This window comes from Micromonospora sp. CA-244673 (assembly GCF_050948395.1).
Taxonomy (GTDB): Bacteria; Actinomycetota; Actinomycetes; order Mycobacteriales; family Micromonosporaceae; genus Micromonospora.
In genome coordinates this window covers 2,620,788-2,636,050 of record NZ_CP192019.1, presented here as the reverse complement: position 1 = coordinate 2,636,050, position 15,263 = coordinate 2,620,788, and the positions used below count along the sequence as shown (strand labels likewise).

5 protein-coding genes are annotated in these 15,263 nt (G+C 74.8%); all 5 read right to left on the bottom strand.

The genetic code is table 11. The annotated features are described in order from the left end of the window. Nucleotides 1-2: 2 nt before the first annotated feature. Genes ACQP12_RS12275 through ACQP12_RS12255 form a run of 5 tightly spaced genes read right to left on the bottom strand, consistent with a single transcriptional unit; the run spans nt 3 to nt 15,241 of the window. A complete protein-coding gene (locus ACQP12_RS12275; protein ID WP_433287557.1) occupies nt 3-5,495 on the bottom strand; it encodes an amino acid adenylation domain-containing protein in 5,493 nt (1,830 codons plus the stop codon). Next, a complete protein-coding gene (locus ACQP12_RS12270) occupies nt 5,495-8,614 on the bottom strand; it encodes a non-ribosomal peptide synthetase (protein WP_433287555.1) in 3,120 nt (1,039 codons plus the stop codon). The genes ACQP12_RS12275 and ACQP12_RS12270 overlap by 1 nt, the downstream gene beginning before the upstream one ends. Further along, entirely contained in the window at nt 8,611-8,799 is a 189-nt protein-coding gene (locus ACQP12_RS12265; protein WP_357944658.1) for an MbtH family protein, read from the bottom strand. The genes ACQP12_RS12270 and ACQP12_RS12265 overlap by 4 nt, the downstream gene beginning before the upstream one ends. A 1-nt stretch (nt 8,800) precedes the next feature. After that, a complete protein-coding gene (locus ACQP12_RS12260) occupies nt 8,801-9,754 on the bottom strand; it encodes a TauD/TfdA family dioxygenase (protein WP_433287553.1) in 954 nt (317 codons plus the stop codon). A gap of 27 nt (nt 9,755-9,781) precedes the next feature. After that, complete coding sequence (locus ACQP12_RS12255) at nt 9,782-15,241, bottom strand: SDR family NAD(P)-dependent oxidoreductase (RefSeq protein WP_433287551.1); 5,460 nt, start codon at nt 15,239-15,241, stop codon at nt 9,782-9,784. Nucleotides 15,242-15,263: the final 22 nt, after the last annotated feature.

Here is a 15,263-nt window from a genome sequence, read left to right as displayed (position 1 = left end):
GCCTAGGCGGCCACCTTCTCCCGCTCGGCGGCCCGGGCGGCCAGCCGCCGCTCCCGCTCCTGCGCGCCGATCAGGTCGTCGGGCAGCGAGTCCTCGACCTCCAGGTCGAAGCGGCGCAGCAGGCGGATCGCGAAGCCGCCCAGGGTGATGAGGATCAGGACCACCCCGAAGCAGACGTACGCGAAACCGATGCCGCGGCCCGGTCCGGTGCCGAGCACCGCGCCCACCGACCCGGCGAGGGCCCCGCCCGGGGCGAGCATCGGCTCGAACAGGGCGGTGGCGCCCGGCGCGAGCAGCGCGAACCCGATGGGCAGGGTGGACCAGGCGATGGTCTGGTTGAGGCTGAACACCCGGCCGTGGAAGCGCTGCGGCACCTTGACCTGGACGATGGTCGCGTAGATGGACTGCGCGGTGGTCATCGCCATGGCCAGCCAACACATGCCCACGCAGATCATCGCGAGCGAGGCGTCCAGGCCGATCAGCACGCAACCGATCGCGGTGCCCAGGTTGCCGATCAACACGCCGATCATCCGGCGGCGGCGCGGCCCGCCCCAGAGCGACATGAGCACCCCGCCGGCCACCGCGCCGACCGCCTCGGCGAGTGCCACCTGGGCCACCTGGGTCGGGCTGCCGAAGGAGAGCACCAGCGGGGTGGTGAGCACCAGCGCGGGAGCGAGGAAGATGTTGCCGAGCGCGAAGTAGCCGAGCATCAGCCGGAAGCCGCGGTGCTGCCAGGAGTAGCGCATCCCGTTGGCGATGGCGACCAGCAGCCGTTCCCGGGGCCGCCAGCCGAGCAGGTCGGGGAAGCGCACCAGGGCCAGGGCGAGTACGGCGATCACGTAGCTGGCCACGTCGATGAGCAGGATGCCCTTCAGGTCGATCGCGGCGAGCAGGCCGGCGGCGAAGACCGGCATGAGCAGGGTGGCCGTGCCGGTGGAGAGCTGGGTGATGCCCATGGCGTGGCCCAGGTAGCGCTTGGGCACGAGCTGTGGCACCGCCGACTGGAACGCGATCCGCTGGAACGACCCGGCGACCGAGCTGAGCGCGACCAGCAGGTAGATGTGCCAGAGCACCAGGTTGTCGGTCCACAGCAGGGTGGCCAGGACCAGCTGGATCGACCCGGCGACGGAGCTGGCCAGCATCATGATCCGGCGCCGGCTGACCCGGTCGACGATGGCGCCGGCCACCGGGAGCATGAGCACGCCGCAGATCAGCGCGAGCGCCCAGAGCAGGCCCAGGTCGGCCACCGACCCGGTCCGGTTGAACAGCCAGATCGGCAGGGCGAACGCGGTCAGCGCCGAGCCGGTGCTCGACACCAGCTGCCCGATCGTGATCGACAGGAAGCGGGCCATGCTCGGCTTGACCGTCGTGCTCGCCGGCCGCTCCTCGGCGCCGACGCGGAGCCGGTCGAGGACCGCCCAGCCCGCGTCCTCGCCCCGCGCCTGCGGGCCGAGGTCGGCGACGTCCCCGGCGACCACGGCCGGGTGCACCCGGGTGACGATCTCGGCAAGTTCCTCGGCCCGGTACTTCAGGAAGAAGTGCCCGGCCTGGTCGAGGACGACCAGCCCGAGGGTGTCGCTGAGGAACTGCCACTCGGCGTACCGCTCGCGGTGGTAGTCGGTGACCGGGTCCTCGGAGCCGACCACCGAGATGATCGGGGCGCGCAGCTTCGTGGCCCGCTGGTCGAGCAGCCGGGTGAAGTACTCCTCCGAGGCACGGGAGTCGGCCCGCATGTTGCTGATGATCCGGTCGGCCTGCTCCGGGTCCAGCTCGTCGGTGTCCACGCCCATCGACTTGAGCCAGCTGGCGTAGTGCTTGTTGCTGCGCAGCTGTTCGAGCCGGTTGCGGGCCGCCGCGAAGAGGCCCTTCGGGCGGGCGAACGGGAACATGGCCCCGATGTAGACGGCGTCGAGGTCCCGCCCGGCCGCCTCGACCTTGCGGGCCACCTCGGCGACGATGGCGCTGCCCACGCCGCAGTGGCCGTAGAGGGCCAGCGGCCCCTCGACCCGTTCCAGGATCTCGTCGGCCACCCGGGTGGTCAGCTCGTCGAAGGGCAGCGCGTCCTCGCTGAGGCCCACGTCGTGGCCGGGGATGGCCAGGGACCACAGCGCGTGCCCGGCCGGGAGCGCGTCGGCGAGGGGCTGGTAGACGATGGCGCTGCCGCCGCCGTACGGGACGCAGACGTAGGTGAGCACCCGCTGGGCGGCGGGGATCGGCTTGGTCAGCTCGTAGAGCAGCCGCCGGGGGCCGGCCTCGGCGGCGTCACCGCAGATGAACGCGGCCAGTTCGCGGATGGTCCGCTGCTGGAACAGGTCCATGACGCCGACCGCTCGGCCGCCCAGCTCCGCCTTGCGGATCTTCGCGACCACCTGGGTGGCGAGCATGGAGTGCCCGCCCAGGTCGAAGAAGTCGTCGTCGATGCCGAGCGTGTCGACGCCGAGCACCTCGGACCAGATGGCGGCGAGCGCCCGCTCGGTGTCGTCGCGGGGCTCGACCAGCGCCACGGACGCCTCGCGGGTGACCACCGGCGCGGGCAGCGCCTTGCGGTCGAGCTTGCCGTTCGGGGTGAGCGGCAGCGCGTCGAGGGTGACGAACGCGGCCGGCACCATGTATTCCGGCAGGGTCTCCTTGAGCGCCGCCTTCAGCGCCGCGTGCTCGGCCGGCCCGACCAGGTACGCGGTGAGCCGCTTGTCGCCGGGGCTGTCCTCGCGCACGATCACCGCGGCCTCGGTCACCCCGGGCTGCTCGCGCAGCGCGCTCTCGATCTCGCCCAGCTCGATGCGCAGGCCGCGCAGCTTGACCTGGTGGTCGATCCGGCCGAGGAACTCGATGACCCCGGTCCCGTCCGGCCCCGCGACCCAGCGGGCCAGGTCGCCGGTGCGGTAGAGCCGGGCGCCCGGCTCGCCGGAGAAGGGGTCGGGGACGAACTTCTCGGCGGTCAGCGCCGGCCGGCGGTGGTAGCCGCGGGCCAGGCCGACGCCGCCGATGTGCAGTTCCCCGGCGACCCCGACCGGGCACTGCGCGCCGGCCGGGTCGAGCACGTGCAGCCGAAGGTTGCCGATCGGCGCGCCGATCGGCACGCTCGCCGCCCCGGCCAGCCGGGCCGGGTCGCAGTGCCAGGCCGTGACGTCGATGGCCGCCTCGGTCGGGCCGTACAGGTTGTGCAGGCCGCACCAGGGCAGCCGGGCCGTGAAGTCGAGCGCGGAGGCCAGCGGCAGCTCCTCGCCGGAGCAGATCACCCGGCGCAACGCGGTGGCCGCCTCGACGCCCTCCTCGGCGAGGAACACGGTCAGCATGGACGGTACGAAGTGGGCGGTGGTGATGCGCTCGGCGACCAGCAGGTCGCGCAGGTAGCCGGCGTCCTTGTGGCCGCCGGGCTTGGCGAGCACGAGCCGGGCGCCGGTGCGCAGCGGCCAGAAGAACTCCCAGACCGACACGTCGAAGCTGGCCGGGGTCTTCTGGAGCACCGCGTCGTCGCCGCCGAGACCGTAGGTCTTCTGCATCCAGTCGAGCCGGTTGACGATGCCCCGGTGGGTGTTCGGCACCCCCTTGGGCCGGCCGGTCGAGCCGGAGGTGTAGATGACGTACGCGAGGTGCTGCGGACCGGCGGTGGGCACCGGGTCGGTGGCCGGCTGGTCGGCCCAGACCGTGGCGTCGTCCAGGGCGAGCACCGTGGCGGCGGTGGCCGGCAGGACGTCGCGCAGGTGCTCCTGGACCAGCACCACCGGCGCGTCCGCGTCGGTGACCATGAAGGCGAGCCGGTCGGCCGGGTACTCCGGGTCCAGCGGCAGGTAGGCGCCGCCGGCCTTGAGCACCCCGAGCAGGCCGGCGACCAGCTCGACGGAGCGTTCCGCGCAGACCCCGACCAGGGTCTCCGGGCCGACGCCGGCGGCGCGCAGCCGGTGCGCGATCCGGTTGGCCGCCGCGTTCAGCTCCGCGTAGGTGAGGCTGCGTCCCTCAAGGGTGACGGCGACCGCGTCCGGGGTGGCCGCGGCGCGCTCCTCGATCGGGCCGTGCAGGGTCTCGTCGCGCGGGAAGTCCGCGGCCGTGTCGTTCCACCCGGCCAGCAGCGCCCGCTCGTCGGCGGGGAGCAGCTCCAGCCGGGAGACCGGGGTGTCCGGCGCGGCCACGATCGCGGCCAGCAGCGTGGTCCACCGCCGGGCCATCCGCTCGACGGTGTCCCGGGTGAACAGGTCGGTGTTGAAGACCAGCTTGCCCCAGAGCCCGTCGACGGTCTCCACCGCGTGCAGCTCGAAGTCGAACCGGGTGGCCCGCAGCTCCATGGGGGTCCACTCGAAGGTGACCTCGTCGCTGCGGGACACCCCGCGGAACCGGCCCATCTCGTAGTTCTGCAGCACGAACATGGTCTGGAACACCGGGGAGCGGCTGACGTCCCGGGGCAGCCCCAGCTCGTGGACCACCTTGGCGAACGGCACCTCGGCGTGCTCGAAGCCGTCGAGCACGGTGCGCCGGGTACGCGCCAGCAGCTCCGCGAAGGTGGGGTCGCCGGCCAGTTCGGCGCGCAGCGGCAGCATGTTGATGAACATGCCGACGACGTTCTCCAGCTCCGGCGCGGAGCGGCCGGCCACCGAGGCGCCGACGGCGAAGTCGTCCTGACCGGCGTGCCGGGCCAGCAGCACCTGGTACGCGGCGAGCAGCGTCATGAACAGCGTGCCGCCGGTGGCCCGGGTGAGCGCGTTGAGCGCCTCGGTGGCCGCCGGGTCGAGCTGGAACTCGACGAAGTCGCCCCGGTAGGTCTGGGTGGCCGGGCGGGGCCGGTCCAGCGGCAGTTCGAGCGGCGTGATCCCGGCCAGCCGATCCTTCCAGTAGTCGACGTGCGCGCGGGCCTGCGGGCCGTCCAGCTCCCCGGCCTCCCAGACGGCGAAGTCGCCGTACTGGATAGGCAGGGCGGGCGGCTCGCCGCCCCGGTAGAGGGTGATCAGGTCGCGCAGCAGCACGTCCACCGACCAGCCGTCGCCCACGATGTGGTGCTGGCCGAGGAAGAGGATGTGGTCGTCGCAGGCGGCCAGCCGGATCAGCAGGGCCCGCAGCAGCGGCCCGCCGGCCAGGTCGAACGGCTCGGCGGCGGCCGCGTCCACCAGCGCCTGCGCGCTCGCCTCGTCCGGTGCGTCCACGATGGTCAGCGGCACCTCGACGGACTCCTCCACCACCACGGTGGGGCGGCCGTCGGCGTCGGCCGGGAAGCGGGTGCGCTGCGACTCGTGCCGGGCGGCGAGCGCGGCCAGGGCCGCGCGCAGCGCCTCGACGTCGAGCGGGCCGCGCACCCGCAGCGGCACCGCGATGTGGTACGCCGCCTCGCCCGGGGCGAGCTGGTCCATGAACCAGACCCGCTCCTGGGCGTACGACAGCGGCACCTCGGTGCCGGGGGGCCGGGGGGTGATCCGGGCCGCGGGGGCGGCCTGGCGGGCGCGCAGTCGCTTGGCGATCAGCGCCTGCCGGGCCGCCTCGCGGGCCGGATCCTTCAGGTCGGTCATCAGCTGCTTTCCTCTTCCGCCGCGAGCAGCGCGGCGACCTCGCTGTCGGAGAGCCCGTCGAGTTCGGCGGCGATCCGCTGCTCGATCTGGGCGGCCAGGTCCGCCACCACGGGGCTGCCGAACAGCGCCCGCATGGGCAGGTCGACGTCCACCTCGGCACGGATCCGGGCCATCGCCCGCATGCCGCGCAGCGAGTTGCCGCCGAGGGTGAAGAAGTCGTCCAGGGCGCCGACCTTCTCCACCTGGAGGATCTCGGCGTACACCTCGGCGACCAGGGCCTCGGCCTCGGTGCGCGGCGCCACATAGGCGTCCTGCGCCGGCGCGGCGGCGGCCGGCGCGGGCAGCGCGGCCCGGTCCAGCTTGCCGTTCGGCGTCAGCGGCAGCGCGTCGAGCCGGACCAGGGCCGCCGGCACCAGGTGCGCGGGCAGCTCGCGGGCCAGCTCGGCGCGGACCGAGTCCTCGTGCGCGGGGCCGAGCAGGTAGCCGACAAGGGTCGGCTCACCGGTGTCGGTGCGCACCGCCGCGGCGGCCGCCCGGACGTCCGGGTGGGCCAGCAGGGCGGCCTCGACCTCGCCCAGCTCGATGCGCATGCCGCGCACCTTGACCTGGTCGTCCCGGCGGCCCAGGTAGTCCAGGGTGCCGTCGGGACGCCAGCGGGCCAGGTCGCCGGTGGCGTACATCCGGGCGCCGGGCGGGCCGTAGGGGCACGGCAGGAAGCGCTCGGCGGTGAGGCCGGGGCGGCGGTGGTACCCGCGGGCCAGCTGGGCGCCGGTCACGTACAACTCGCCGACCACGCCCGGGGGCACCGGCTGGAGGGCGGCGTCGAGCAGCAGCGCCCGGGTGTTCCAGGTGGGCGTGCCGATCGGCACCGGGCCCGGCGGGACCGGCTCTCCCGGGGCGGTCCGGGCGGCCACGCAGCCCACGGTGGCCTCGGTCGGGCCGTACTCGTTGACGACCGCCACGTCGGGGTGGGCGGCCCGCCAGCCGGCGAGCTGCTCGCCGGTGAGCGCCTCGCCGCCGATCACCAGGTCGGTGGTGGGCGACAGCTCGCCGTCGAGCAGCGGCAGGTGGCTCGGGGTGACCTTGAGGAAGGCCGGCCGGCCGCCGGCCCGGGCGGCCGGCTCGTCGATGGCCGCGAGCCGGACCGTGCCACCGGCGGTGAGCGTGCCGAGCAGGCCGGTGACGGTGAGGTCGAAGGAGACCGGCGAGTGCAGCAGCGCGGTGCCGGCCAGCCCCGGGTAGGTGTCCCGCGCCCAGGCCAGGTAGGCGCTCACCGCCCGGTGCTCCACCACCACACCCTTGGGCCGGCCCGTGGAGCCGGAGGTGTAGAGCACGTACGCCGGGTGCTCGGGGCGCAGCGGGGCCCGCCGGTCGGCGTCGGTCAGGTCGCCGTCGGGCTGGTCCGCGCCGAGCTCCCCGTCGAGCACCAGCGCCCCGCCGGGCACCAGGGCGGCCGTGTCCGGGGTGGCCACCACGAGGGCCGGCGCGGCGTCCTCCAGCAGGTAGGCGATCCGACCGGCCGGGTACGCGGTGTCCACCGGCACGTACGCGGCGCCGGACTTCAGCACGGCGAGCATCGCCACCACCAGCTCGCAGGAGCGGGGCAGGGCGAGCGCGACCCGGTCCTCCGGGCCAGCGCCGCGGGCCACCAGCAGCCGGGCCAGCCGGTTCGCGGCGGTGTTCAGCTCGGCGTACGTCAGCGGCACGCCGTCGCAGACCAGCGCCGTGGCGTCCGGGGTGGCCGCGGCCCGCCGCTGCACCTCGTCGACCACGGTGGCCGGCGGCACCTCGCGGGCCGTGTCGTTCCAGGCGCCCAGAACCAGGTCGCGCTCGGCGTCGGTGAGCAGCGGCAGCGCGGCGACGGTCCGCTCCGGGTCGGCCACCGCGGCGGTGAGCAGCCCGACGTACCGGCGCACCACCGTCTCGGCGGTGGCCCGGTCGAACAGCGCCGTCCGGTAGACCAGGCGGCACTCCCCGGCCGTGATGTCGAAGGCCAGGTCGTCCTTCGTGGTGCCCAGCTCCACCGGGTCGAGACCGGAGTCCGGGATGTAGTTCAGCGCCGTCTGGAAGATCGGCTGCACCGACGGGTCGCGCTGCGGGTCGACCGCCTCGACGATCTTCTGGAACGGGGTCTGCCCGTGCTCCATGGCGTCGACCAGGCCGTCGCGGACCCGGCCGAGCAGCGCGGCGAAGGACGGGTCGCCGGAGACGTCGCAGCGCAGCGCCACCGGGTTGACGAACATGCCGATCAGCGGGGCCAGCTCGGGGGTGTCCCGGCCCGCGGTGGAGACGCCGACCACCACGTCGGTGTCGCCGGAGATCCGCGACAGCAGCGCCGCGAAACCGGCCAGGAGCACCATGTACGGCGTGGCCGCCGCCCCGGCCGCCAGCCGGCCGACCCGGTCGAGCAGCCCGTCGGGCAGGTCGAAGCGCACCTCGTCGCCGGCGAAGCCGAGCTGGGCCGGGCGGGGCCGGTCCAGCGGCAGGTTGGTCACCGGCGGCGCGCCGGCCAGGTGGCCGGTCCAGAAGGCGAGCTGCCGGTCCAGTTCCGCCCCGGTGAGCTGATCCCGCTGCCAGACCGCGAAGTCGGCGTACTGGATGGGCAGCTCGGGCACGGCGGGCTCGGCGCCGCTCTGCGCGGCCGCGCCGAACGCGGCGAGTTCGTGGTGGAACAGGACCGCCGAATGGCTGTCGAAGACGGCGTGGTGCGCCACGAAGACCAGCGCCCAGTCGCCGTCGAGACGGACCAGCCGGGCCCGCCACAGCGGCGGCGCGTCCAGCGGGATCGGGGTACGGGCCAGCTCGGCGCGGATCGCCTCGAACGCGGCCAGCCGCGCCGACTCCGGCAGGTGGCTCAGGTCGGCGGTGGGCAGCGGGACCGGCTCGTGCGCCCGAACCACCTGCACGAGCGCGCCGTCGTCCTCCCGCAGGTGGGTGCGGAGCGCCTCGTGCCGGGCGACCACCCGGTTGACCACGTCGCTGGCCGCGGCGGCGTCGAGGCCGGCCGGGAAGCGCCACGGGACGGACACGTTGAACACCGGCGAGCCGGCGTCGAGCTGGTTGGCCATCCACACGCGCTCCTGCGCGAAGGAGGCCGGGAAGGTCCACTCCCGCGTCATGAGTGGGCCTCGCGGACGGAGCGGGGACGCATGTCGGTCCAGACCGTGTCGACGTGGGCCAGGCACTCCTCGCGGGTGCCGGCGAAGCCGGTGTCGTGCCAGCCCGCGGGGAGGTCCCGGTCGGCCGACCAGATCGAGTACTGCTCCTCGTCGTTGCGGACGACCAGGAATCGGGGTTCGGCCATGTCAGTTCGCTCCAGGGGTGTGGGGGGTGTGCGGCTCGGCCATCGCCACAGCGATCTTGCGAGGGCCGGTGAACGGCTCCCGGCCGTGCGCGGCCGTCATGTTGTCCACCACCAGCACGTCGTCGCGCTGGTAGTCGAAGCGGACGGTGGCCGCCCGGTAGGCGGCGCGGAGGTGGTCCATGACGTCGGCGGGGATCTCGCCGCCGTCGCCGTAGTAGGTGTTCGACGGCAGCCCGTCGGCGCCGAACATGGCCAGCAGCCCCTCCTGGTAGTCCTTCGGGAGGGTGCTCACGTGGAAGAACGTGGCGTGGTTGAACCAGCGCGGGGTGTCCGAGCCGGGCCGGTGGTGCACCACGTCCCGCACCGCCCGGGTGCGCAGGCCGTCCTTGCCGACCCACTCCACGGTGATGCCGTTGGCCGCCGCGTACGCCTCGACCTCGGACCGGTTCTCGGTGTTGAACACCTCCTGCCAGCGGGTGCCGAAGTCGCCGTGGAAGTTGCGCACCAGCATCCAGCGCCGCCGGACGAACTCCTCGCGCACGGCCGGGTCGATCAGGTCGTGGACCCGGCGGATGTCGGCGAGCGGGGTGGCGCCCCGGGTCTCCGGCGCGGTGATGCAGTAGAAGAACAGGGTCAGCGGCCAGCGCGCCTGGTACGAGTTCTCGTTGTGCAGGAAGATCTCCTCGTCCGGCGGGTAGTCGGTCGAGGTGTAGACCCGGCCCTTGATCGAGTGCCGGGGCGAGGAACGCTCCGTGTAGGTCAGCGGCTCGCCGGACAGGGCGCGGACCACCCCGTCGAAGCCGTCCACTCCGCCGACGTCGAAGCCGCGGAACAGCAGCCCGCCGTGCTCGACGAGGGTGGCCCGCAGCTCGGCGCGGCGGGCCGCGATCAGGTCGGTCAGGGCGCGGCCGTCGTTCTCGACGACCACCGGCAGCGTGGCGATCGTGTCGCTCATGATGCGGTGTCTCCTTGTCGGTCGTGGTCAGGCGCGGGGCAGCCGCGGGATGGCCGGGATCGCCGCCGGCGCGGCCGGTTCGTCGGCGGGCTGGCTGGCCCGCAGCTCCTCGATCCGGGCGGCCAGCCCGGCGACCGTGGGGGTCTCGAAGAGGCTGCGCATGGGCAGCCGGACCCCGGTGGCCTTGCGCATCGCGGCGATCAGCTGCACCGCGACCAGCGAGTTGCCGCCGAGGGCGAAGAAGTCGTCGTCCACGCCGACGTCGGTCACGCCGAGGCCGTCCCGCCAGACCTGGGCGATGGTCTTCTCCAGCTCGGTCGAGGGGGCGGCCGAGCCACCGCCCGTGCCGGCGGCCGCGGTGGCCGGGATGTCGGTCTCCGCCTCCAGGCTGTCCGTGGTCACCCGGGCCGAGCGGCGCCGGATGTCGGCGACGGTGCGGGTGGTGATGACCACCTGCGCGCCCAGGCCGGCGGTGAGGCTGCGGCGGAACGCCTCGGCCCCGTCGACCGGCCGGATGTCCTCGGTGACCGGTGCCGGCGCGGCGTCGGCGGCGGCCGGGGCGTCGGCGAGGCCGCCGGTCACCGCGCCCTGGTCCACCTTGCGCAGCACGAAGTCGCTGATCGCGACCAGTTCCCGGCCCTCGGTGTCGCGCAGCGACAGGTCCGCCGCCACCACCTCCTCGGTGGCGCTGGGCCGGTGCCGCAGGTGGCTGTGGAAGGCCGCCGGCAGCGCCCCGCGCACCACGATCCGGCCGTACGACAGCGGCAGGTAGGTGCCCGAGCCCTGGCCGCGCCCGAAGGCGGTGGCCACGTCCAGCAGCGCCGGGTGCAGGCCCCAGGAGGGCAGGTCGCCCAGCGCGGCGGCGGGCGCCTCGACCCGGGCCAGCTCCTCCCCCTCGGCCAGGTGGTGCTCGGCGAGCGCGGCCCAGCGGGGGCCGAAGGTGAGCATGCTGGTGCGGCCCCGGCCGAAGGAGGCGTCGTCGTCGACCCGGCGGCCGGCGACGGCGGGCGTGCCGGCCGGCGGGGCGGGCTCGGTGGTCCAGCCGGCCGCTCCGCGCACGTGGGTGCGGAGCTGGCCGGCCGCCAGGCTGGCCACGGTGAAGTCGACCCCGTCCTCGGCCGGCGTCAGCTCCACCCGGTACTGGGCGACCGTGCCGTCCGGCACCGAGAACGGCTCCAGGAAGACCACGTCCCGCAGTTCCACGGCGGCGTCGGGCGCCGGGGCGGGCAGCGCGGCGGTCACCGCGGCCCGCACCGACTCCAGGTGGGCGGTGCCCGGCACCACCGGCACCCCGCCGATCCGGTGCTCGTCGAGCAGCCAGTGGGTGCCGGCGGAGACCAGGCCGTGCAGGACCGTGCCGTCCGGACCGGTCACCCGGGTGGTGAGCACCGGGTGGTCCACCGGGGCGGTGACGGTGTCCCGCCCGGCGGCCCGGAAGGCGGCCGGCGCGTTCGTCTCCACGGCCATGCCGACCTCGGCCCAGCCGCCCCAGTTCTGCGAGACCACCGGGGCGCGGAAGCCGGCGCCGGCGCGCGCCCAGGCGTCCAGGAAGCTGTTCGCCGCGCAGTAGTCGACCTGGCCGAAACCGCCGATCACCGCGGTGATCGAGGAGCAGAGCGCCACGAAGTCCAGCGGCAGGTCACCGAAGACCTGGGCCAGGGCGAGGGTGCCGGCGAGCTTCGGGGCGAGCACCCGCTCCGCCTCCACCCGGTCCTTGATCTCGGCCATGCCGCCACCGGGCAGGCCGGCGGCGTGCACGATGCCGTCCAGCCCGCCGAACCGTGTCTCGGCGGCGTCGCGTACGCGGCGCAGGTCGTCGGGGTCGGTGACGTCGGCGGCGAGCACCAGCACCTCGGCCCCGGCCGCCTCCATCCGGCGGATCGCCGCGATGGCCCGGCCGACCCGGTCGGCGCCGCCGTGCACGGCCAGGTGCTCGTCCCACCGGTCCCGCTCGGGCAGGCCGGAGCGGGCCAGCAGCACCAGCTTGGCCCGGGCGCGGCGGGCGAAGTCCTCGGCCAGGGTGACGCCGATGCCGCCGAGACCGCCGGTGATCAGGTAGCGGCCGGCCTCGCGCAGCACGCCCGGCTCGGCCTCGGCGTCCACGGTGACCTGCTCGTAGCCGGCCACCCAGCGCCGGTCGCGGCGCAGCGCCACCTCCGGGTGCTCCGGATCGGCCGGGGCGCGCAGCTCGGCCACGAGCGCGGCGACCCCGCGCGCGGCGGTGTCCGCGTCGACCAGCCGGACGGTGAGCCCGGGCAGCTCGACGGGGAGCACCCGGGCCAGGCCCGCCAGGGTGGCGTGCTCCGGCCGGACCAGGTCGTCGCCGCGCACGTCGCCGATGCCGGCGGTGACCAGGTCGAGGCGGATCCCCTCCTCGTCGGCGGTCAGCCCGGCGCCGGCGAGCGCCTGCACCAGGTGCAGCGCGCTGAAGAAGCCCCGGTCCTGGGCGGCCCAGGCGGCGGCGATGTCGGTGCCGGCCGGCTCGCCGTCGAGGGCGTAGGCGTGCACGATCCGGCGGGGCAGGTCGGCGCCGAGCGCGGCGACCAGCGCCTCGTGGTCCTCGCGGACGCCGGGGCGCAGCCGGAAGCCGCTGGTGGTGGCCGCGAAGGCGTCGCCGGCGCGTACCTCGACGGGGTCGTCGCCGGCGGCGCGCAGCGCGGCGACGAGCGCCTCCCCGCGCGGGCCGTCGGCCAGCACGAGGCACCGGCCCAGCGGGACGACGGTCCGCGCCGGGGCGGCCTGCCGCCACACCGGCACCGCGAACCACTCCGGCAGCGGCCGGGGCCCGGTCTCGACCGGGGCGGCCGCCAGCTGCACCGGGTCCGGGTCGACCCAGTAGCGGCGCCGCTCGAACGGGTAGGTGGGCAGCGGCACCCGCCGGGCGTCGGGGTCGGCGGCCAGGGTCACCGGCACCCCGGCGCACCAGAGCGCGCCCGCGCTGCCGAGCAGTGTGGCCAGGTCGCCGGTGGGCTCGCCCGGCCCGGGGAGGCTGCCCAGCGGGGTCAGCTTCCGCTGCGCCTCGGAGGCCTTGGCGACCTGCATCCGGGCCAGGTTGGCGAGCTGCCGGCCCGGGCCGCACTCGACCAGCGCCCACGTGCCCTCGGCCAGCAGGGTGGCCACGCAGGCGCCGAAGCGGACCGGCCGGCGCAGGTGCGCCGCCCAGTACGCGGGGTCGGTGGCCTGCGCCTCGGTGATCCAGGTGCCGGTCACGTTGGACAGGAACGGCACGGCCGGCGGGCGCAGCGGCACGCTCGCCATGAGCGCGGTGAACTCGTCGAGGATCGGGTCCATCATCGGCGAGTGGAAGGCGTGCGAGGTGCGCAGCAGCTTGGACTTGTTCTTTCCGCCCAGGCTCGCGGCGAACTCCTCGACCAGCGCGGTCTCCCCGGCCACCACGCAGGTGCCCGGGCCGTTGACGGTGGCCACGGACAGGCCCTCGGGCAGCCGGTCGGCGACCGCCGACTCGTCCAGCGTCACGGCGAGCATCGAGCCGGCCGGCAGCGAGTGCATGAGCCGGCCCCGGGCCGCCACCACCCGCAGCGCGTCGGGGAGGGTGAGCACGCCGGCCACGGTGGCGGCGACGTACTCGCCGATGGAGTGGCCGAGCATCGCGGCCGGGGCGACCCCGGCCCGCTGCCAGGCGGTGGCCAGGGCGTACTCGACGGTGAACAGGGCGGGCTGGGTGTAGCGGGTCTGGGTGAGCTTGTCCCCCGCCTCCGGGTCGCGGCCGAGGATCAGGTCCCGGATGTCCAGGCCCAGCTCGGGGCGGAGCAGCTCGGCGCACTCGTCCACGGTGGCCGCGAAGGCCGGGTCCTCGGCGTACAGCTCGGCGCCCATGCCGGCGTACTGGGATCCCTGGCCGCTGAACAGGTAGGCGACCCGCGGGGCGGGGCCGTCGAGGGCGCCGCGGTGCCCCTTGCGCTTGTCGCGCAGGGCGGCCGCCGCGGACGGCAGGTCGGTGGCGACCACGGCGGCGCGGTGCGGGTACTGCTGGCGGCCGACCCGCAGGGTGTGCGCGACGTCGGCGAGCAGTTCGGGGCCACCGGCGGTGCCGCTCTCCAGGTGGTCGGCGAGGCGCTTCACCGCGGTGTCCAGGGCGGTCGGGGTCTTCGCCGAGACCTGGAGCAGGTGCGCGGGGCGGACCCGCCGCTCGGTCCGGTACGCGGCCGGCGCCTCCTCCAGCACCACGTGGGCGTTGGTGCCGCCGATGCCGAACGAGCTGACGCCGGCACGCCGGGGCCCGCCGTCGGTGTCCCACTTGGTCAGCGTGTTCGCCACGTAGAACGGGGTGTCGGCGAAGTCGATGCCCGGATTCGGGGTCTCGTAGTTGATGGTCGGCGGGATGAGGCCGTGTTCCATGGCCAGCACCGTCTTGATCACGCTGACGATGCCGGAGGGCTGGCTGAGGTGGCCGATGTTGGACTTCACCGAGCCGATGCCGCACCAGCCCCGGTCGTCGGTGTCCTTGGTGTACACCGCGGAGAGGGCGGCGATCTCGATCGGGTCGCCGAGCGCCGTGCCGGTGCCGTGCGCCTCGACGTAGCTGATGGTGCGCGGGTCGATGCCGGCCAGGCCGACCGCCTGGGCGACCGCCTCCATCTGGCCGTCGATGCTGGGCGCGGTGAAGCCCACCTTGCCGGCGCCGTCGTTGTTGATCGCGTTGCCGAGCACCACGGCACGGATGGTGTCGCCGTCGGCGATCGCGTCGGAGAGGCGCTTGAGCAGGGTGACACCCACCCCGCTGCCCCAGACCGTGCCGTTGGCTGCGGCGTCGAACGGGCGGCAGCGGCCGTCCGGGGAGGTGAAGCCGTCCATGCCGAGGTAGCCGATGTGCGGCAGCTCGATGTTGACCCCGCCGGCCAGCGCCATGTCGCACTCGCCGTTGCGCAGCGCCTCGCAGGCCAGGTGGAAGGCCACCAGCGAGGTGGAGCAGGCGGTGTGCACGGTGAGGCTGGGCCCGCGCAGGTCGAGCCGGTAGGAGACGTTGGTGGCCACGTAGTTCGGCGAGTTGCCGGTGGCGAGCGAGACCGCGCCGTGCGGACTGCCGCCGACCCGCTTGTTGCGCAGCACGTTGCGGTGCAGGTAGGTGTTGCCGCCGGTGCCGGCGTAGACGCCGACCGCGCCGTCGTAGCGGGCCGGGTCGTAGCCGCCGTCCTGGAGCGCCGTGTAGCAGGTCTCCAGGAAGAGGCGGTGCTGCGGGTCGGTGATCTCGGCCTCGCGGGCGGTCATCCCGAACAGGCCGGCGTCGAACTCGTCGTAGCCGTCGACCAGCGGGGCGCGGTTCACCCAGCCGGGGTCGTCGACCTCCTCGGGGGTGGCGCCGCGGGCGATCTGCTCGTCGCGGGTCAGCTCGGTCACCGACTCGACGCCGTCGACCAGGTTGCGCCAGAACTCGTCGACGTCGCCCGCGCCGGGTAGGCGGGCGGCGAGCCCGACGATCGCGATCGGTTCGATGCCGTCGTCGGTGGTGGGAATGTCGTTCTGCATCGGGGTTGTCCTTAGCTCACGC

What these genes read in the sequence shown, in the direction of transcription:
- ACQP12_RS12275 (WP_433287557.1), bottom strand. Translation starts at nt 5,495, where the DNA reads ATGACCGACCTGAAGGATCCGGCCCGCGAGGCGGCCCGGCAGGCGCTG.
- ACQP12_RS12270 (WP_433287555.1), bottom strand. Translation starts at nt 8,614, where the DNA reads ATGACGCGGGAGTGGACCTTCCCGGCCTCCTTCGCGCAGGAGCGCGTG.
- ACQP12_RS12265 (WP_357944658.1), bottom strand. Translation starts at nt 8,799, where the DNA reads ATGGCCGAACCCCGATTCCTGGTCGTCCGCAACGACGAGGAGCAGTAC.
- ACQP12_RS12260 (WP_433287553.1), bottom strand. Translation starts at nt 9,754, where the DNA reads ATGAGCGACACGATCGCCACGCTGCCGGTGGTCGTCGAGAACGACGGC.
- ACQP12_RS12255 (WP_433287551.1), bottom strand. Translation starts at nt 15,241, where the DNA reads ATGCAGAACGACATTCCCACCACCGACGACGGCATCGAACCGATCGCG.